We start from the raw sequence: 20,158 nt of genomic DNA on the forward strand, positions 1-20,158 counted from the left end.
CGCCACGGCCGTAGCCGGCGCTGCCGCTGTCACGGGTCCCTGCGTTATCGCGGCCGCCCTCCCGGTTGAAGCCGCCACCTCGGCTGCCTTCACTCCGATTGGAGCTACCACGGTCGCTGTCACCGCGACCCGCGCTACCGCGCCCGGCGTCACGCCCGCCGTCACGATTGAAACCACCGCCGCCGCTGCTGCTTCGATTGAAGCCCGACTTGCCTTGGTCGCGCCGATCGCCCGAACTATTGTCGCGCGCCGGCCGGCTGCTGCCGCCCTCACCGGATCCGCCGCTACGGCGGAAAGGTTTACGGTCGTCGCTCTGCTCCGCCACGGTGATCCCTCTCTATAGTTTGCCTGCGGTACCCGGCCCGCGGCGCTGGCGCGCGTGAGGGTTGGCGGCACAGCCCGCCACCACAAATTCAATCACGCGCCGCTGAGCGTCCAGGCGGCACCGGGTCTAAAACGACGAAAGGGGACCCACATGTGGGTCCCCTTTCGTGAAGGATGTTCCGGCGGTGTCCTACTCTCCCACACCCTGTCGAGTGCAGTACCATCGGCGCAGGTGGCCTTAGCTTCCGGGTTCGGAATGGGACCGGGCGTTTCCCCACCGCTATAGCCGCCGTAACTCTATGAAACTGTCACATCCCATGTGCCAGAGAAAGATTCGAGGGCCTTGCCCTCGAACACCCAGTAAGGGTGGTCGAGGCAAAAGCCTCGGATATCTTCCTCCGGGGGTTCAAGAGCTCGAGGCCCCTGAAACACCGCCACACAGAATTGTGTGTTGTTTCAGATACCGCACAGTGGACGCGTAGCTTCTTTGTTGGTAAGTCCTCGGCCTATTAGTACAGGTCACCTGCACCCGTTACCGGGCTTCCAGTTCCTGCCTATCAACCCAATGGTCTGTTGGGGGCCTTAACCCCTCGAGGGGGTGAGAAACCTCATCTTGGAACAGGCTTCCCGCTTAGATGCTTTCAGCGGTTATCCCTTCCGAACGTAGCAAACCAGCCGTGCCCTTGGCAGGACAACTGGCACACCAGAGGTTCGTCCGTCCCGGTCCTCTCGTACTAGGGACAGCCTTCCTCAAGTTTCTGACGCGCGCGGCGGATAGAGACCGAACTGTCTCACGACGTTCTAAACCCAGCTCGCGTGCCGCTTTAATGGGCGAACAGCCCAACCCTTGGGACCTACTCCAGCCCCAGGATGCGACGAGCCGACATCGAGGTGCCAAACCATCCCGTCGATATGGACTCTTGGGGAAGATCAGCCTGTTATCCCCGGGGTACCTTTTATCCGTTGAGCGACACCGCTTCCACTTGCCGGTGCCGGATCACTAGTCCCGACTTTCGTCCCTGCTCGACCTGTCGGTCTCACAGTCAAGCTCCCTTGTGCACTTGCACTCGACACCTGATTGCCAACCAGGCTGAGGGAACCTTTGGGCGCCTCCGTTACATTTTGGGAGGCAACCGCCCCAGTTAAACTACCCACCAGGCACTGTCCCTGAACCAGATCATGGTCCGAGGTTAGAAGTCCAATACGATCAGAGTGGTATTTCAACGATGACTCCACGAACACTGGCGTGCCCGCTTCACAGTCTCCCACCTATCCTACACAAACCGTACCGAACACCAATACCAAGCTATAGTGAAGGTCCCGGGGTCTTTTCGTCCTGCCGCGCGTAACGAGCATCTTTACTCGTAATGCAATTTCGCCGAGTCTGTGGTTGAGACAGCTGAGAAGTCGTTACGCCATTCGTGCAGGTCGGAACTTACCCGACAAGGAATTTCGCTACCTTAGGATGGTTATAGTTACCACCGCCGTTTACCGGGGCTTAAATTCTCAGCTTCGCACCGAAGTGCTAACCGGTCCTCTTAACCTTCCGGCACCGGGCAGGCGTCAGTCCGTATACATCGTCTTACGACTTCGCACGGACCTGTGTTTTTAGTAAACAGTCGCTTCTCACTGGTCTCTGCGACCTCACCCAGCTCGGGAAGCAAGTTCCGTCACCAGACAAGGCCCTCCTTCTCCCGAAGTTACGGAGGTATTTTGCCGAGTTCCTTAACCACAGTTATCTCGATCGCCTTAGTATTCTCTACCTGACCACCTGTGTCGGTTTGGGGTACGGGCCATGTACCAGCTCGCTAGAGGCTTTTCTCGGCAGCATAGGATCACTGAATTCGCCTCAATCGGCTACGCATCACCTCTCAGGCTACATGTTGTGCGGATTTGCCTACACAACGCCCTACAGGCTTACACCCGGACAACCATTACCGGGCCCAGCTACCTTCCTGCGTCACCCCATCGCTTGACTACTACAACCGGGGTCCCATGCAGCCACGCTCCCCCTCGCCCGAAGGCTCGGTAAGACCGCTTTTGGATGGTTAGCACAACTGATTCGCCATTGGGCGCGGATACACGGGTACGGGAATATCAACCCGTTGTCCATCGACTACGCCTGTCGGCCTCGCCTTAGGTCCCGACTCACCCTGGGCGGATTAACCTGGCCCAGGAACCCTTGGTCATTCGGCGGACGAGTTTCTCACTCGTCTTTCGCTACTCATGCCTGCATTCTCACTCGCATGGCCTCCACGGCTGGATCACTCCGCCGCTTCCCTGGCCATACGACGCTCCCCTACCCATCCAGACTCCTGGCCCGAAGGCGGGATAATGTCTGAATGCCGCGGCTTCGGCGGTGTACTTGAGCCCCGCTACATTGTCGGCGCAGGATCACTTGACCAGTGAGCTATTACGCACTCTTTCAAGGGTGGCTGCTTCTAAGCCAACCTCCTGGTTGTCTTCGCGACCCCACATCCTTTTCCACTTAGTACACGCTTAGGGGCCTTAGCCGGCGATCTGGGCTGTTTCCCTCTCGACTACGAAGCTTATCCCCCGCAGTCTCACTGCCACGCTCTCACACACCGGCATTCGGAGTTTGGCTGACTTCGGTAAGCTTGTGGGCCCCCTAGGCCATCCAGTAGCTCTACCTCCGGTGTGAAACACGTGACGCTGCACCTAAATGCATTTCGGGGAGAACCAGCTATCACGGAGTTTGATTGGCCTTTCACCCCTACCCACAACTCATCCCCTCAGTTTTCAACCTAAGTGGGTTCGGGCCTCCACGACGTCTTACCGTCGCTTCACCCTGGCCATGGGTAGATCACTCCGCTTCGGGTCCATAGTGTGCGACTAAAGGGCGCCCTATTCGGACTCGCTTTCGCTACGGCTACCCCACACGGGTTAACCTCGCCACACACCGATGACTCGCAGGCTCATTCTTCAAAAGGCACGCCATCACCCCACGAACAAGTTCGAAGGCTCTGACGGATTGTAAGCGCACGGTTTCAGGTACTATTTCACTCCCCTCCCGGGGTACTTTTCACCTTTCCCTCACGGTACTAGTCCGCTATCGGTCACCAGGTAGTATTCAGGCTTATCGGGTGGTCCCGACAGATTCACAGCAGATTTCACGGGCCCGCTGCTACTCGGGTGTCTCTCACACAAGCCGTTGAGTTTTCGCTTACCGGACTCTCACCGTCTATGGTTGGCCGTCCCAGACCAATTCAGCTAACACAACGGTTTCTGACTTGTGCCCACCACGGCAGTGGTGAGAAGAGAGATCCCACAACCCCAAGAACGCAACGCCTGCCGGCTATCACACGCTCCTGGTTTAGCCTCTTCCGCTTTCGCTCGCCACTACTCACGGAATCACTGTTGTTTTCTCTTCCTGTGGGTACTGAGATGTTTCACTTCCCCACGTTCCCTCCACACGCCCTATATATTCAGGCGCGGGTAACACGACATCACTCGTGCTGGGTTTCCCCATTCGGACATCCTCGGATCTCAGCTCGGTTGACAGCTCCCCGAGGCTTATCGCAGCCTCCTACGTCCTTCATCGGCTCCTGGTGCCAAGGCATCCACCGTACGCTCTTACACACTTACTAACAAAGATGCTCGCGTCCACTGTGCAGTTCTCAAACAACACACAAGAAAGACACTTCTACTCGGCACCAGCCGGAACCGAAGTTCCGCGGTATGACCGAAAGGTCAATCCTGTCGTTTGTTTTGATATCCAGAAAGTGCAGACAGCGTCTGTGCTTTCAGGACCCAATAGTGTGTCGGTATATCCACCGCGAGCCGGCCATTGAAGGCCGACCGCAATGCGATGAAAGTTGTCAGTGTTCCACCCATGAGCGTCCGCCGGACTACATGTGAGTCCGAAACGGTCTCTGCCAGAGCCGCTCTCACCTATGTGAGGGGCTACTGGAGATGTGCTCCTTAGAAAGGAGGTGATCCAGCCGCACCTTCCGGTACGGCTACCTTGTTACGACTTCGTCCCAATCGCCAATCCCACCTTCGACGGCTCCCTCCACAAGGGTTAGGCCACCGGCTTCGGGTGTTACCGACTTTCATGACGTGACGGGCGGTGTGTACAAGGCCCGGGAACGTATTCACCGCAGCGTTGCTGATCTGCGATTACTAGCGACTCCAACTTCACGGGGTCGAGTTGCAGACCCCGATCCGAACTGAGACCGGCTTTAAGGGATTCGCTCCACCTCGCGGTATCGCAGCCCTCTGTACCGGCCATTGTAGCATGTGTGAAGCCCTGGACATAAGGGGCATGATGACTTGACGTCGTCCCCACCTTCCTCCGAGTTGACCCCGGCAGTCTCTCACGAGTCCCCGCCATTACGCGCTGGCAACATAAGATAAGGGTTGCGCTCGTTGCGGGACTTAACCCAACATCTCACGACACGAGCTGACGACAGCCATGCACCACCTGTACACCGACCACAAGGGGGGCCGTATCTCTACGGCTTTCCGGTGTATGTCAAACCCAGGTAAGGTTCTTCGCGTTGCATCGAATTAATCCACATGCTCCGCCGCTTGTGCGGGCCCCCGTCAATTCCTTTGAGTTTTAGCCTTGCGGCCGTACTCCCCAGGCGGGGTACTTAATGCGTTAGCTACGGCACGGATCCCGTGGAAGGAAACCCACACCTAGTACCCACCGTTTACGGCATGGACTACCAGGGTATCTAATCCTGTTTGCTACCCATGCTTTCGCTTCTCAGCGTCAGTTACTTCCCAGAGACCCGCCTTCGCCACCGGTGTTCCTCCTGATATCTGCGCATTTCACCGCTACACCAGGAATTCCAGTCTCCCCTGAAGTACTCTAGTCTGCCCGTATCCCCTGCAAGCTTAAGGTTGAGCCCCAAGTTTTCACAGAAGACGTGACAGACCGCCTACAAGCTCTTTACGCCCAGTAATTCCGGACAACGCTCGCACCCTACGTATTACCGCGGCTGCTGGCACGTAGTTGGCCGGTGCTTCTTCTACAGGTACCGTCACTTGCGCTTCGTCCCTGTCAAAAGGGGTTTACAACCCGAAGGCCGTCATCCCCCACGCGGCGTCGCTGCATCAGGCTTTCGCCCATTGTGCAATATTCCCCACTGCTGCCTCCCGTAGGAGTCTGGGCCGTGTCTCAGTCCCAGTGTGGCCGGTCACCCTCTCAGGTCGGCTACCCGTCGTCGCCTTGGTGGGCCGTTACCCCACCAACAAGCTGATAGGCCGCGGGCCCATCTCGCACCGATAAATCTTTCCACCCTCGAACATGCATCCGAAAGTCATATCCGGTATTAGACCCAGTTTCCCAGGCTTATCCCAGAGTGCGAGGCAGATCACCCACGTGTTACTCACCCGTTCGCCGCTCGTGTACCCCGAAGGGCCTTACCGCTCGACTTGCATGTGTTAAGCACGCCGCTAGCGTTCGTCCTGAGCCAGGATCAAACTCTCCGTTGAAGACTCTCAACTCCACCCTTACGGATGCAATCGGAAGAATTAACCAGAGTCCGAAAACCATGGCAAAACAAAACGCCAGCAAAAAAGTATTTGCTGACTAAATGTCCGACCTCTCAACCGGGGGGTATGAGAAGCCGGAACCAATAATAATATTGGCACTGACATTCATCGACACACTATTGAGTTCTCAAAGAACAGGCGCACACACCATCCGGCCGAATTAACGACCCTCCAGTGAGGCAACTTTTCCAGCCTAGCTTCTCTGCTCCAGCGAGTCAAGCTCGGGTTCAGATGGGCTTTACCTGTTTGGTCAGGCGCTCCTCGTACAACCTCGTGTCCGGGGCCGCATTTCCAGCCTTTGAGCTGGGCGTTTGGCTCCCGGTCGGTGTCCGTGTCGCTCTGACCTGGAATAAGTTACGTGGCGGGAAACGCCACGTCAAATCGCCTGGTCAGGGGTCCGTAACCGCAGGTCGCGAGGGCGCGATTCGGACCTTTCGACGACCTGGGCCAGTGGAATGTGACCCAGGTCATGTCGATCGGCTCTAATCGGCCCTGCGGACGCCGGCGAAGTTCTTCTTGCCGCGACGCAGTACCAGCCAGCGGCCGTGCAGGTAATCGGAGTCGGACGGCGTCCACTCCAGATCGGACACGCGCTCGTTGTTCACGGCCGCGCCACCCTCATTGACAGCACGGCGCGCCGCGCCGCGACTGTCCGAGAGTCCGGTGGCCACCAGCAGGTCCACGATCGTGGAACTGGTGGTGGATTCGGCGACCTTGCCGTCGACGGCGGCCTCGGTCAGTGCGGCGGCCATGGTCGACTCGTTCAGATCACGGAGTTCACCGCGGCCGAACAGGGCCTGACTGGCCAGCTGCACGGAATGAGTGTTCTCCTCACCGTGCACGAGGGTCGTCATCTCGGCGGCCAGGCGGCGCTGCGCCTCCCGCGCGTGCGGGCGCTCGAGGGTGGCCTGCTCCAGCTCGTCCAGTTCCTCCCGCGAGAGGAAGGTGAACCAGCGCAGGTAACGGACCACATCGGCATCGGCCGTATTCACGAAGTACTGGTACCAGGCGTAGGGGCTGGTCATCTCCGGATCGAGCCAGAGACTGCCGCCGCCGGTGGACTTGCCGAACTTCTTGCCGTCGGCGGAGGTCACGAGCGGCACGGTCAGGGCGTGCACGTGCTCGCTGTCGACGCGGCGGTTCAGCTCCACGCCCGCGATGATGTTGCCCCACTGATCCGAACCACCGACCTGCAGCCGGCAACCGTGATTGCGGCGCAGCTGCAGGTAGTCGTTGGCCTGCAGCAGCATGTAGGAGAACTCGGTGTAGGACATGCCGTCGCTCTCCAGGCGGCGCTTGACCGTATCGCGGGCCAGCATGACGTTCACCGAGAAGTGCTTGCCGATATCGCGCAGGAACGAGACCGTGCTCAGCGGCCCGGTCCAATCCATATTGTTGGCGATGATCGCGCCCGTGGGTGAATCGTCGAGATCGACGAAGCGCTCCAGCTGGGAGCGGATGCGGCCCGCCCACTCGGCCACGGTGTCGGTGGAGTTCATGCTGCGCTCGCCGACGTCGCGAGGATCGCCGATCAGTCCGGTCGCGCCGCCCGCGAGGACAACGGGGCGGTGGCCCGCACGCTGAAAACGCTTGAGCGCCAACAGGGGAACGAGATGTCCGGCGTGCAGGCTGGCCGCGGTCGGGTCGAAACCGGCATAGAGGGTGATCGGCCCCTTCGCCAGATCCGCACGCAGCGCGTCCAGGTCGGTGGACTGCGCGATCAATCCGCGCCAGGTCAGTTCATCGATAATGTCGCCGCTCACGTCGCCCTATCTTTCCGCACCCGGAATGCCCGCTGACCAGTAGGTCGGCCCCGGCCCCATCGACGGCGCGTCGATGGGGTGGCCGATCCGGATCATCCCGGCCTCGCCTCGCGAACAAGCCCCGTCTGCGAGAGGAGGAACGGGAGAGCGTCAATGCCGGTGTGACCGGCACGCGCCTGATCCGCCACCGAGTGTCCTCGGGGGCGGATCAGGTGTCGAAGCAATATTCAAGGGAGTCAGCGGTTGAGCAGTGCGGTGAAGGTGGCGAAGGAGGCGCGGCGCTCGTAGGCGATCCAGGCGAACATGACGGCCAGGACCAGCGGGAAGGGGGCCAGGGCGGCATTGTGCAGCAGGAAGACCTGGGTGGCGGCGGCCAGCACCGTGGTGATGGACAGGCCCGCGGCGGCGGGGCCGCTCAGTCGGGGCACCAGCAGGCCGATGCCGCCGGAGACCTCGACCACGCCGGTGAAGTAGCGGAACCATTCGCCCCAGCCGATATCGCGGAAGGTCTGCACGGCGTCGTGCTGGCCGACCAGCTTCGGCAGACCCGAGGCGATGATGAAGAAGAGGCCGAAGAGGATCTGCAGGGTCCAGAGCACCCGGTTGCGGGTCTTGCTCGGGACGGCGACGGTGCTGGTGGCGGAGGTCTGGGCGGTGGCGGCGATGGCGGTCATGGTGAGTTTCCTTCGGGGGCTTGCGAGTTCGGGGTCGAACTCGGTCATACGTAGAGACGGAGCCCGTTTCGGAAACTCATCGGCGATCTCGAAAGAAATCTTGAATTCGACCTTTGCGCTGGTCAGTGCCTCGGAAAGCGTGAGATCGCGGACTCTGCGGCGGATACGCGGTCCCGGCACGCCCCGCCGAGCCGATCGCCGACCACGCCCGCACGGTCTGCCGCCTACGTCAGTGCGATCTTCAAAGAGGTGAGGTGGACGCGGCTCGCGGTAGCGGCGGTCTCGGGCTTGCGGGCGCGGATGGCCACATAGAGGTCTTCGTGCGCATGGTGGTCGGCGCCCGGATCGGCGATCGGCCGGATGCGGAGCATATCGACCATGGCGCGGCGTAAGCGTGGGACGAAGGCGTTGAACATCTCCAGCAGGATGTCGTTGTGCGCGGCGACGATGACCGTGCGGTGAAAAGCGGTGTCGGCGTCCACAAGTGCCTCGACGGACTCGCCGGCCTCGGCGCGTGCGGTCAGGGCGCGCAGAATAGTGCGCAGGTCGGCGGGGGTGCGGCGCTGCGCGGCCAGGGCCGCGGCTTCGGCTTCGATGGCAATGCGGGCCTCGATGACCGCCTCGATATCGGCCCGGCGCAGCACGGTATCCCAATCCTCGGCCACATCGAGCGCGGTGACGAAAACGCCTGCGCCCTGGCGGCTTTCGAGCACACCCCGCCCCGCGAGTTCGCGGATGGCCTCCCGCAGCGTGGAGCGGCCGACGCCGAGCTGGGCGGCGAGCGTGGTCTCCCCCGGTAGCCGGTGCCCCAGCTCCCACTCCCCCGCCCGCAGCCGTTCCAGTAGTACTTCGGCAGCTTGCGCGGCGAGCGGGTGCCTCTGGACCTGCGACATATCCTTTTCGCCTCTCTACTTGTCTGAGGAGTAATTCCCGTTTATTCTAAGCCACATGACACAGGGTGTGCTGCTTCTGCTTCTTCGCCGCGGCGGGGTCTGACCGACCGGCACCCTGCCCGCGGGTTGAACTGCTGCGCCGGTCTCTCTTCCGACGCGAAAGACAGCAACCATGTTTTCTTCCACCACGTGGAACCGCCAGCAGCCCTCCGCCATGCCCTCGCACCGGTATCGCGATGTGTACGAACGGGTTTCGGTACCCGTCACCGATCGGCAGTGGCCCTCGAACCGAATCACCGTGGCACCACTGTGGGTACCGGTCGATCTGCGGGACGGCAATCAGGCGCTGGCCGAGCCCATGGACCCGGCGCGCAAGCGGCGCTTCTTCGACATGCTGGTGGCCATGGGCTACAAGGAGATCGAGGTCGGGTATCCCAGCGCCTCGCAGACCGACTTCGATTTCGTGCGGCTCATCGGCGCCGAGGGGCTGGCGCCGGAGGACGTCACCATTGTGGTGTTCACCCCCGCCCGCCGGGATCTGATCGAGCGGACCGTCGAATCGATTCGCGGCATCACCAACGATGTTGTCATCCATATGTACATCGCGACCGCGCCGATCTGGCGGGATGTGGTGCTCGGCGCCTCGCGTGAGCAGGTTGCCGACCTGATCACCGCCGGTGCGCGCGATATCGCGGAGCTGGCCGGAGAGCTGCCGAATGTGCGATTCCAGTTCTCCCCCGAGGTCTTCATGCTCACCGAGCCGGATTTCGTCCTGGATATCTGCGATCGGATCACCACGGTCTGGGATGCGGCACCGCAGCGGCCGGTGGTGCTGAACCTGCCCGCGACGGTCGAGGTGGCGACACCGAATGTGTATGCCGATCAAATCGAGTACATGCACCGGAATCTGGCGCGGCGCGAGAGCGTCATCCTGTCGGTGCATCCGCACAATGACCGCGGTACCGGCGTGGCCTGCGCGGAGCTGGCGGTCCTGGCCGGCGCACAGCGGGTGGAGGGGTGCGTTTTCGGCAATGGTGAGCGCACCGGCAATGTCGATCTGGCCACCCTCGCCTTGAATCTGCATGCGCAGGGTGTGAATCCGATGATCGACTTCTCCGATATCGACGAGATCCGGCGCACGGTGGAGTACTGCACGCGACTGCCGGTGCCCGAGCGGCATCCGTATGCGGGCGATCTGGTGTACACGGCGTTCTCCGGGACGCATCAGGACGCGATCAAGAAGGGGTTCGCCGAGCACCGGGCGCGCGCCTCGCACACCGGCGTGCCGGAGAGCGAAATCCCCTGGGAGGTACCGTATCTGCCGATCGATCCGGCGGATGTGGGGCGCTCGTACGACGCCGTGATCCGGGTGAACTCACAGTCCGGCAAGGGCGGAATCGCGTATCTGCTGCAGGAGGAGTACGGGCTGGACCTGCCGCGGCGGATGCAGATCGACTTCGCGCGGTATGTGCAGCGGCATACCGACAGCACCGGCGCCGAGGTTTCGGCGCGCACCCTGTGGGAGCTGTTCACGGAGGTGTACGCGCGGGAGCTGAAAGGGTTGCCGGACAACGCAGTTCCGGATGAGAGCTCGGTGGAGGAGCTCGTACGCGCGCTGGCCGATCAGGGTTGCGTCATCGACGTGCTGGCACTGCACGAGCAGGCGCCGGGCCGCACCGGGTTCGCGGCCGCGGTGGCGTATCTCGAGTATCGGGACGGGCAGCAGGTGCGGTGGGCGTTCGGAATGGGCGAGTCCGCGGCCCAGGCCGGGCGCGCGGCGGTGACGGCAGCGGCGGATCGCTCCCGGGCTACGGTCGACGTGTAACCCCGCGAGGTCGCCGCGCGGTGCGGACCGCGCGGCGGCACAGTCGATTCCGCGACAGATCAGTCGTCGGCGCCGTGCTGCCGGGAGTCGCCCAGCCGCTGTTCCAGTTCGGTCACACGGCGTTCGAGAGCCTCGATGCGCCGTGCCATAGAGCTGGCCCCATAGACGGATTTCACTGCGGGGGTAGCGGATTCGGCATTCGATCCGCGTATTTCGAGAATGCGGCTGCGAACCCGCCCGGCGCCGGCGTCCATGCCGTTCAGTATCTGCGCGGCCACCCCTTCGCCTTCTTCGACCAGACCGAGCAGCAGATGCTCGGTGCCGATCTCGGAATCCCCCAGCTCCTTCGCCTCGTACAGCGACAGCTCCAGCAGCCGCTTCGAACGCGGGGTGAAGGGGATGTGAGCGTCCGGTTCGCGGGCACCCACCCCGATGAGCTGCTTGATCTTGCTGCGCACGGCCTCCAGGCTCACCCCCACATCCTCGAGTGCGTGCGCTGCCACACCGTCGTGCTCGCGGATCAGCCCGAGCAGCAGATGCTCGGTGCCTATGTAGTTGTGGTGCAGCAGCCTGGCTTCCTCCTGCGCCAGCACCACCACCCGGCGAGCCCGGTCGGAGAATTGATTGAACATGAGACCTCCAGTGGAGCGACTTCCACTCCACGGTAGCCCGCACGCGGCCCGCAGTCGCGGAATCCGCTGGTGTGCTCCAGGTTCAGGCGGGGCTGTCCAGCCGCGGCGCGCGCGGACTGCGGCGATAGACGGATACGGCGGGCGAATCCGCCAGCCACAGCCGCCAGGGCCGTTCGGCGGCGAGCCGGACGCCGACCCTCGGGCCCGCGGAAATGGTTGCGGGCTCGGTGATTTCGGGAGCCATTTCGAGCCGGATCGCGGATTCGGCGTCGAAGAGGTCGGTTCCGTAGTCGCCGAGGGTGATTCCCAGCGCATTGCCGAGATTGCCCGGCCCCCTTGCCAGATCGGCATCGGCGCGGGCGGCGGGCCGGCGGCTGCGGGCGAGGTCGTGGCCCGCGATCACCTCACCGGCCCGGATCAGCACCGCACCGGCGGTGCCGTCCGGGCCGGTGGTGACATTCACGCAGGTGTGCATCCCGTAGCTGAGGTAGACGTACAGCACTCCGGGCGGACCGAACATGACGGCATTGCGCGGAGTGGGGCCCGGGTACGAGTGCGCGGCCGGATCGGGCCACGGACCGGCGGGGTCGCCCCCGTACGCCTCGACCTCGGTGATCCGAATCCCCACCGGCCCCGACCACAGGGTCGCGCCGAGCAACCGGCGCGCGGCGACGAGCGGTTCGACAACGAGTTCCTCAGCAGGCACAGCTACCGATTGTGTCCTATGCCCCCGACACGGTTACAGCCACTTCGCGACCCCGTGATGGCCGGAGCAGGTGCCCCGGTGGTTCTCACTGAAGCTGTATTCACCGTCCTTGCAGACGGCGGTTGCCCCCGGCGGTGCGCTGGGGGCCTGCTGTGGGCGCGGGACGCAGTCACCGTCGACATTGTCGTATTCGTTCGCCGCGCAGGAGGCGTGCATCAGTGGCGCGGCGGCGGTGGCAGGGGCGCCGAGCAGTGCGCCCGCGCCGAAGAGCGCGGCGGACACGGCGGGCAGGACGAAGCGCAGAGCGCGCTTGCGGTATTCGCTTGTCAACTGAGATTCCTTGTACGAGAACAGGTTCCGCCGGAGTGCAAAGGCCCCCCGACTCAGGCGCCGAACACTACCGCATGGGCCGCGCGGCCCGGTACGGTTCGGCCGATGACTAGGGGCGGCCTCGGCAACCGGGGGAAAAACACTCGTCCCCCAGTTGGTTTTGCCCCCGGGACTATTCGCTCGCGGGCCGGAGGCCGTCGAGCTTGTCCGGGTTCACCTGGAAGCGGAGGTTCTCGATACGGCCGTCGACAACGTCGTAGGTGAGCGCGCCCACGATGTAATCGCCGATCTTGCCGAGAATGCTGAGTTCACCGTTGACGAAGGCGGGTTCGAGGTAGATGCCCGCGCTGATCGGTTTCGCCATGACGCCGAGCATCCAGCGGGCGACATGATCGGGGCCGTGCAGCGGGCGGCGGGCGGCGGTGACCTTGCCGCCGCCGTCGTTCCAGAGCGTGACGTCGGGCGCGAGCAGTTCCATGAGCGCGTTCAGGTCACCGCCCTGGCAGGCGGCCATGAATTTTCCGGTGATCTCGCGTCGCGCGGCGTCGTCGGCGTCGAATCGTGGTCTGCGGGATTGCACATGGGAGCGGGCGCGATGCGAGATCTGCCGGACTGCGGTTTCGGGGCGGTCCAGGAATCCGGCGATCTCGGCGTGTGAGTAGCCGAAGACTTCGCGCAGGACGAAGACGGCGCGCTCCACCGGTGTGAGGGTTTCCAGGACGACCAGCATGGCGGTCGACACGGTGTCGGCCATTTCGGTCTCCTCGGCGGCATCGGTGGTGGTGAGCAGGGGTTCGGGCAGCCATGGGCCGACATAGGTTTCGCGGGTGGCCCGGGCGGAGGTGAGGCGGTTCAGGGCCAGATTGGTGACGGTCCGAACAAGGTAGGACTTGGGGTACTCGACCGAATCACGGTCGGTGGCATGCCATTTGATCCAGGCGTCCTGCAGCACGTCCTCGGCGTCGGTGACGGTGCCGAGCATCTGGTACGCCGTGCCGAACAGCAGCCGGCGGTGTTCGACGAAGGGGTCGATCGTCGCGTCGGGCTGGGCGGGCGTGCCGCTGTCATGGTCCTGCATGGGATTCATATCTACCGGGCCTTGCGCATCGAATCCATCGGAGGGCCGGGATGCGCTGTGGCATCCCGGCGTCCGATAGCTGTGTCATGCGGTCTTGCGGGTGGCGCGGCCGCCCTTGGACAGCTGCACCGAGACGGTCATGTGCTTGCTCATCTTGAAGCTCGGCACCGGGCTGCCGCTGACCATCGCCTTGTACGCAATGGCGGCCCGGCCCCGCAGGTACCAGCGGTTCGGGGTGTCGTCGGCGTTCGTGAACTGGATGACCGCGTCCTTGCGGCCCAGGCTCACCGGCTGGTGGATGTAGCCGAAACGGAAGGGCCGCACTGCCTTTCCGCGCAGTTCACGAGCAATGGCATCCGCGGCGTAGGCCGCGGTCGGCAGACCGCTCTGGCAGGTGCCGTGGATCGGGCCCCACGCCTGCGTGACGGCGGCGGCGTCGCCGATGGCGCGGATCTCCGGATGCGAGACCGAGCGCAGGGTGGCATCGGTGACGATCAGCCCGCGCGCATCGGTGGCGATGCCGGCCGCGGCGGCCAGCGGTGCGACCTTCACACCCGTGGTCCACAGCGTCAGATCCGAGGTCAGCAGTTCACCGGTGCTCAGGTGCACGGCATCGGGGAGCACCTTGGTGACCTTCACTCCGACGATCCGCCGCACGCCGAGCCGGTCCAGGGCGCGGTTCAGGTGGGCGCGGGCCTTATCGCCCATCATCGCGCCGGGCTCGGCCTGGCTCACGAGGGTGACGGTGAGGCCGGGGTGGGATTCGGCGATTTCGGTCGCGGCCTCGATACCGGTGAGTCCGCCGCCGCACACGGTGACGGCGCCGCCCGTGCGAGCGACCTCGGTCAGACGCTCCGAGAAGGCATGGGCCCGGCGGGGATCGTTGAGGGTCCAGGCGTGGTGGTCGGCGCCGGGGACCCGGCTGGTGTCGGTGCTGCTGCCGAGCGCGTAGACCAGGGTGTCGTAGGACAGCTGCGCTTTGTCGTCGAGGGTGACGATGCGGGCGGCGGTATCGATGGCGGTGGCCGCGGCCTGGTGGAATGCCACGCCCGAGCCGTCCAGCAGGTCCGTGATGCGGTAGTCGGCCAATTCCTGACCGGCGGCCACCTGGTGCATGCGCAGCCGCTCGGTGAATCGGGCGGACGGATTGACCAGGGTGATGCGCACGGCCTGCTTCCGGGTGCGGCGGGCCAGCCGGAGGGCGGCCAGCATGCCGGTGTAGCCGGCGCCGAGGACGACGATTTCGTGGGTGTCGGTGGTGTTCATCGCTGCGCTCCTGAGTGTGTCGCGTGGTGGTTCGGCTATGGGACAAACCAGGACCGCGGAACGTGACACCACGGGTGGGTGACGCCGGTCACAGCGGAATCTTCGGTCCCCGTTCCGGGTTGGAACGGGGGATGGCCGGGTCTCCGGCCTGCGAATTTCCGTCTTCGAGTGAGGTGTGATGGCCGTACAGGTCGAGATCTGGACCGATATCAACTGCCCGTTCTGCTACTTGGGCAAGGCGCGATTCGAGGAGGCGCTGCAGGCGTTCCCGCATCGCGACAGCGTCGAGGTGGTGCACCGGTCCTTCGAACTGGATCCGACACTGCCGCACGACCACAGTGACGCCGTGGTGCCGCATATCGCGGAGAAGTACGGCATCAGCGAGGAGCAGGCCGCCGCCAATGAGCGCGGTATCGGCGCACAGGCCGAGGCGATGGGGCTGACCTATCGAATCGAGGGCCGCGATTTCGGCAGTAGCTTCGATATGCACCGGCTGCTGCACTTCGCGCTGGCGGAGGGCCGGCAGGAAGCGATGCTGAATGCGTTGTACGCCGCCAACTTCGCCGAGGACGCGCCGCTGTTCGGCGATGCCGAGCGACTGGTGCGCGTCGCGGTGAACGCCGGATTCGACGAGGCCGGGGTGCGCGCGGTGCTCGACGATTCCACCGCCTACGCCGAGGCGGTGCGCGCCGATGAGGCCGAGGCCGCGGCGCTGGGTGCGCGCGGGGTGCCGTTCTTCGTCATCGATCGCAAGTACGGGGTATCGGGCGCGCAGCCGTCCGAGGTGTTCGAGCAGGCGCTGCAGCAGGCGTGGACCGATCACGCTCCGGTGCTGCAGACGGTCGCCGAGGGTGAGGTGTGCGGGCCGGACGGTTGCGCTCTGCCCGAACGCAACTGAGGTAGTCGCGGGTCAGGGGTGTGTGGTGCGGGTTCGGCGTAGCGCCACCAGGACCAGCACCCAGACCACTGCTACCGCCACCGCGAGACCCAGGATGTAGTTGCGGTCCAGGATGGTCGGGTTGGGAAGGGCTCCTTCTCGGCCGATCACCGGGGCTGCGATGAGTAGCAGTGTCACGGTGCAGACCGCACCGCATGCCACTGGGGCCCACCAGGATTCGGGGAGCATCCGGCGGGCGGCCACGCCCAGGGTTGCCGCGAGCGGTGCGAATACACCGTCGTGCAGCAGGATTCCGCCCGCGAACCAGAGTGCGATCGAGCGCAGGTCGGCAGGGTTCATCTGCAGCAGCAGGCTGATTCCGTACCAGCCCAGCCACAGGCCGAGCACGACCAGCAGTCCTCGGATGATTGTCATGCCAGCACCTCGATGGTCGAAAGCCATTTGGTTTGCAGGACTCCGGGGCGATTCGGCGCGATGAGACGGCACGGGTAGCCGTGGTCCAGATCCAGGTCCTCGCCATTGACGCGGAGGGCAACCAGGGTGGAGGCGTCGATCGCATGCCGCCGCGGGAGGACGGTGGTGCGGTACAGGCCACCGGACTCCAAGGATTCGAAACGCACGTCACCGCTGCGGTATTCACCGACGGCGGCGAGCAGATCGCGCAGCCGCACACCCGACCAGTGCGCCGAAGCACTCCAGCCTTCGACGCACGCGATCGGCAGCGTCGACTCCGACTGCGGGAGCGCCGCGAGCTCGGCGCGGCTGAACGCACGCCGCACGCCGCCGACATCGACCATGAGCCGATAGGCCGAATCCTGCGCCCGCCCCCCCACTCCGGCGGCCGCGGCGGTGCGATTGACCGGGAGTCCTTGGGGCCCTTCGCCACTCCTCGGTGAGAGCACTGCCACCCACCGCAGGAACGGTATCGTCTGGCCGGCCACCGCAAGTCCCGCGACGGCGGCGGCGATCCCGGCGGCGCTCAGCACAGCGCGCCGGGAAATAGCGGGCTGCGCGACAGACGTCGAATTATGCTGCACAACAGCAGATTCCGGCAATGGTGTCGTAGTGGGCATTGTGGGCGAACTGTCCGACGCGCGCGAACCTCCACGCTCCGACACCAGGTCCGAATGACTATGCCCAGCACCAGGCTCGGCGGTCGATGCCGCCGCCCCCGGCATGGGCGGGATACCGACGTCCGGTGGCGTCGCGACCGAGTGGTCCGACGCGGCGGTATTCTCCGGCAGCACCCGGGCAGAGGTCCGCTCCGAGACTGCGGGTTGCCCCTGTTGCGGCTCCCCCGCATCGCGCGGTTCCGTATGCCGCATTGCAGGCGAATCACCCTGTTCAACAGCAGATTCCAGCTCAGGTGCCAGCGCAGGGCCCGAGACCGCAGCCGGTTTCGCCAGGGGGCGGGCCAGGGCTGTGCGGATGATCGGGAGTTTTACCGCGAGGTGGATGGCGAGAGCGCCGACGGCTACGTAGGACATGGCGTAGTGGGTGGTGGTGAAGAAGAATTTCCAGGGGTAGAACTGGGCGGTATTGAACAGACCGGTGACCAGTTGGAAGATGACCGAACCGACCAGCAGCGCAATCGATCCGCGTTCGAGCATGCGGAGTGGGTTGCCGATGAGCGGGCGGCTGAACAGTCTCGGGAAGACGGCCCAGAGTTTGACCAGTAGCAGCGGGATGGCGATGACGCCCGAGATCACGTGCGCGCCCTGGGTGACGCGGTAGAGCCACACCGGATGGGCGGGCCAGTAGAACCAGGTGGGCGGGTGTTGAATCCAGTGGCTGATCAGCCCGGTGAGGAAACACAGTGTGATGGAGATACCCAGGGCGATGCCTACCCGCGCCGCCACCGCCGGACCCCGCGCGGCCGACACCTGCGACGCGATCAGGGCAGGCACGAGCAGAGCCGGCGGCTCCGGTTCCAGCGGGGCGATGACGCCCCGGGTCTTCGACACTGTCTTCTCCAATACTCGGAATCTATTGTCACACAATCGAATTACCGCCGTGGCGGCCCTGTCTACAGCAGGGCGGGGGTCGAGGCGGCGTGGATGAGGTCGAGGGTGGCGGCGAAGCGGCCGGTGGATTGGGCGGCGACGGACAGAGCGTCGGCGTAACAGTCCACGTCGGTGAGCACGGGCAGGCGGTGTACCCGATAACCGCAGCGGCGCAGGGCTTCCCGGGTGAGGTCGCCGGTGCGGGCGGTGGACATGGGGACGTCGACCAGTAGGCGGGCGGGGCGGGGGTCGGTCAATCCCAGTGCCCACCAGCCGCCGTCGGCGGCGGGGCCGAGCACGGTGTCACCGGTGGCGGCCAGCCGGGCGGCGGAGCGGGCGAGCAGTTCGGGACCGGCCTGCGGGGTGTCCATGCCGATTTGCAGGACGGGCAGTCCGAAGCGGGCGGCATCGGCGTGCGCATTGGCCAATCGCTCGCCGAAGGTGTTGCCGCGCTGCTGTATGACGGTGAAACCGCGCAGGGCCGCGGCGATCGTGCCGGATTCCTCCGCCATGGCGAGATTGCCGGTCCAGGCGACCATGCGCTCTTCGGAGCCGCACGAACGCACCGAGGCGAGCGTGTCGAGCAGGGCGGCGGCGGCCAGGCGGGCGGCATCGCGGGGCGGAAGTGGCGGGGTCAGGCGGGTTTTGGCGAAACCCGCGATGGGGGCCTTCGCGACGACGAGCAGGGTGGCGGCAATGGTCATCGGACACTCCAGAAGTCTTGGGCGGCCCGGACAGTTCCGCGCCACGAACCGGAAACCTTCGATACGCCATGGGTTCTCGGCCGGTAGGTGATGTCGCGTTCGACGAGTCGCCAGCCGGAACGCGCGGCGGCCACCAGCAATTCGAGCGGGTAGCCGGAGCGCGGGTGCAGGGGGCCCAGAGCCAGCAGCCGGGCGCGGTGCACCACGCGCATGGCGGCCACGTCGTGGACGGCCAGACCGTAGCGCCGGCGCAGGCGGGCGGCGACGATCTGATTGCCGAGCCGGGCGTGCCAGGGCCAGGCCCCGGACCGGTGCGGGCGGCGACGGCCGACGACCATATCGACGTCGGGTCCGAGTTCGGCTACCAGCAGCGGTAGTTCGCGCGGATCCATGGAGCCGTCGCCGTCGAGGACGGCCACCACTTCGGTGCGGGCTGCGGCCACGCCGGCCTGCACGGCGCTGCCGTAGCCGGGCACCGGTTCGGCGATGACGTGCGCTCCGGCGAGCCGGGCCACGGCGGCGGTGGCATCGGTGGATCCGTTGTCCACCACGATTACCCGATAGTCGCGGGGGATTGCCGAAAGTACGCCGGGCAGTGCGCCTGCCTCGTCCTTGCACGGGATCACAACGGTGACGCCCCGTTCCACCTTGGATTCGGTCACGTCTAAGACGGTAGAGCCGCGCGGGTCGAATGAACCGGTAGCGACCGGTGACAAAAGTATGACGAGAGCTGGACCGACACCCATTCCGGTGCAAAGACGGGGGTGACGCGGCCTAGTCTGGGTTCCGTGCGGAAAGCCCCTGTCATGACCCGCCCGCGCCGTGTCGCGCGGCGCGCCGATGTGTACTGCGCGGCGGCGGCCGCGGCACTCGTCGCTCTCGCCTTCCTGGTTCCGCGAATCCTCAGCGAACGAGCGCGCGGCCATCTCTATGCCGGCGCCGCGCCGATCTTCGGAAACTGGCTACCGCACGTGGGCTGGGGAACCGTTCCGGCGCTCGTGCTGGCCGTACTGGTCGTGCGCTACGGACCGGACCTGGCGTACCGCCTGCCCTGGCGGCGCGCCCTCCTGCTCACCTGGCTGACCGCCGTTGCCTGGGCTTTCGCGCTCGCCATGGTCGACGGCTGGCAGCGCGGTTTCGCCGGTCGGCTCACCACCCGCGACGAATACCTGCACGAGGTGGGCGGCGTCAGCGACATCCCGGCAATGCTGCGCGGATTCTCCGCCCGCATACTCGATTTCCAGCCCGACTCCTGGACCACCCACGTCTCCGGCCACCCCCCGGGCGCCCTGCTCACCTTCGTCCTCCTCGACCGACTCGGTCTGCACGGCGGCGCCTGGGCCGCCGTGCTCTGCGTCCTCGCCGGCTGCAGCGCGGCCGCCGCCGTCCCGGTCGCCCTCCGGTCCCTGGGTGCACCGAAAGATGCTGCCCCCCTGGATGATTCCGGACGCATCGGCACAGAGGCCGGCGCAAGCAGCGGCAACTCGGACGGCCGCAACCTCGATGAGAGCAACTCGGCCGACCGTGGACCAGGCAATG

General features: G+C 64.8%; 13 protein-coding genes, 3 rRNA genes and 2 pseudogenes. 3 read left to right on the plus strand and 15 right to left on the minus strand.

The genetic code is table 11. The features are described 5' to 3' along the window. Positions 1-501: 501 nt before the first annotated feature. The 6 genes from rrf to OG326_RS31320 all read right to left on the minus strand — a co-directional run bounded on the left by rrf (position 502) and on the right by OG326_RS31320 (position 9,177). Positions 502-618, minus strand: a 5S ribosomal RNA gene (rrf, locus tag OG326_RS31295). A gap of 195 nt (positions 619-813) precedes the next feature. Beyond that, positions 814-3,932: ribosomal RNA gene (locus OG326_RS31300) — 23S ribosomal RNA — on the minus strand. A gap of 338 nt (positions 3,933-4,270) precedes the next feature. Continuing rightward, positions 4,271-5,787 (minus strand): 16S ribosomal RNA (locus OG326_RS31305). Together the 16S, 23S and 5S rRNA genes form the textbook arrangement of a ribosomal RNA operon. 542 nt (positions 5,788-6,329) lie before the next feature. Continuing rightward, positions 6,330-7,610, minus strand: coding sequence for a tyrosine--tRNA ligase (gene tyrS, locus OG326_RS31310; protein WP_327140739.1), 1,281 nt, complete (start codon positions 7,608-7,610; stop codon positions 6,330-6,332). A gap of 236 nt (positions 7,611-7,846) precedes the next feature. Continuing rightward, positions 7,847-8,284: a DoxX family protein gene (locus OG326_RS31315; RefSeq protein ID WP_327140740.1), complete on the minus strand. Its 438-nt coding sequence runs from the start codon at positions 8,282-8,284 to the stop codon at positions 7,847-7,849. A 224-nt stretch (positions 8,285-8,508) separates the two neighbouring features. Then, positions 8,509-9,177, minus strand: coding sequence for a FadR/GntR family transcriptional regulator (locus OG326_RS31320; RefSeq protein WP_327140741.1), 669 nt, complete (start codon positions 9,175-9,177; stop codon positions 8,509-8,511). 172 nt (positions 9,178-9,349) lie between these two features. On the opposite strand from OG326_RS31320, the gene OG326_RS31325 reads away from it, so the two are divergent. Then, the gene (locus OG326_RS31325) at positions 9,350-11,002 is read left to right on the plus strand and encodes a 2-isopropylmalate synthase (protein ID WP_327140742.1); all 1,653 of its coding nucleotides are present in this window, start codon (positions 9,350-9,352) and stop codon (positions 11,000-11,002) included. Between the two features lie 164 nt (positions 11,003-11,166). Here the strand turns inward: OG326_RS31325 and OG326_RS31330 are convergent. The 5 genes and pseudogenes from OG326_RS31330 to OG326_RS31350 form a co-directional block, all read right to left on the minus strand. Further along, a pseudogene (locus tag OG326_RS31330) lies at positions 11,167-11,634 on the minus strand (Clp protease N-terminal domain-containing protein); the annotation flags it as partial. An 82-nt stretch (positions 11,635-11,716) separates the two neighbouring features. Continuing rightward, positions 11,717-12,340 carry a DNA-3-methyladenine glycosylase gene (locus OG326_RS31335; RefSeq protein ID WP_327140743.1) on the minus strand — a complete coding sequence of 208 codons (624 nt, stop codon included), beginning with the start codon at positions 12,338-12,340 and terminating at the stop codon, positions 11,717-11,719. 33 nt (positions 12,341-12,373) lie between these two features. Next, positions 12,374-12,670 (minus strand): DUF3761 domain-containing protein, encoded by a 297-nt coding sequence (locus OG326_RS31340; RefSeq protein ID WP_327140744.1) that lies wholly within the window; start codon positions 12,668-12,670, stop codon positions 12,374-12,376. A gap of 172 nt (positions 12,671-12,842) precedes the next feature. After that, positions 12,843-13,757, minus strand: coding sequence for an RNA polymerase sigma-70 factor (locus OG326_RS31345; protein WP_442790848.1), 915 nt, complete (start codon positions 13,755-13,757; stop codon positions 12,843-12,845). A gap of 75 nt (positions 13,758-13,832) precedes the next feature. Then, complete coding sequence (locus tag OG326_RS31350) at positions 13,833-15,014, minus strand: NAD(P)/FAD-dependent oxidoreductase (protein WP_327140745.1); 1,182 nt, start codon at positions 15,012-15,014, stop codon at positions 13,833-13,835. Positions 15,015-15,192: 178 nt separating this feature from the next. On the opposite strand from OG326_RS31350, the gene OG326_RS31355 reads away from it, so the two are divergent. Next, entirely contained in the window at positions 15,193-15,912 is a 720-nt protein-coding gene (locus tag OG326_RS31355) for a DsbA family oxidoreductase (protein ID WP_327140746.1), read from the plus strand. Positions 15,913-15,924: 12 nt separating this feature from the next. Here OG326_RS31355 and OG326_RS31360 read toward each other — a convergent pair whose 3' ends face one another. The 4 genes from OG326_RS31360 to OG326_RS31380 form a co-directional block, all read right to left on the minus strand. Beyond that, complete coding sequence (locus OG326_RS31360) at positions 15,925-16,326, minus strand: hypothetical protein (RefSeq protein WP_327140747.1); 402 nt, start codon at positions 16,324-16,326, stop codon at positions 15,925-15,927. Further along, positions 16,323-17,876 carry a molybdopterin-dependent oxidoreductase gene (locus tag OG326_RS43080; RefSeq protein WP_442790849.1) on the minus strand — a complete coding sequence of 518 codons (1,554 nt, stop codon included), beginning with the start codon at positions 17,874-17,876 and terminating at the stop codon, positions 16,323-16,325. Before OG326_RS43080 ends, OG326_RS31360 begins: the two co-directional genes overlap by 4 nt. Positions 17,877-17,938: 62 nt before the next feature. Then, a complete protein-coding gene (locus OG326_RS31375) occupies positions 17,939-18,619 on the minus strand; it encodes a TIGR04282 family arsenosugar biosynthesis glycosyltransferase (protein ID WP_327140748.1) in 681 nt (226 codons plus the stop codon). After that, positions 18,616-19,281, minus strand: a complete 666-nt coding sequence (locus tag OG326_RS31380) for a glycosyltransferase family 2 protein (protein ID WP_327140749.1) — start codon at positions 19,279-19,281, stop codon at positions 18,616-18,618. Before OG326_RS31380 ends, OG326_RS31375 begins: the two co-directional genes overlap by 4 nt. Before the next feature lie 144 nt (positions 19,282-19,425). On the opposite strand from OG326_RS31380, the pseudogene OG326_RS31385 reads away from it, so the two are divergent. Then, a pseudogene (locus tag OG326_RS31385) lies at positions 19,426-20,034 on the plus strand (hypothetical protein); the annotation flags it as partial. Between the last annotated feature and the right edge of the window lie 124 nt (positions 20,035-20,158).

The sequence above is a fragment of the Nocardia sp. NBC_01327 genome (assembly GCF_035958815.1).
Classification (GTDB): Bacteria; Actinomycetota; Actinomycetes; order Mycobacteriales; family Mycobacteriaceae; genus Nocardia.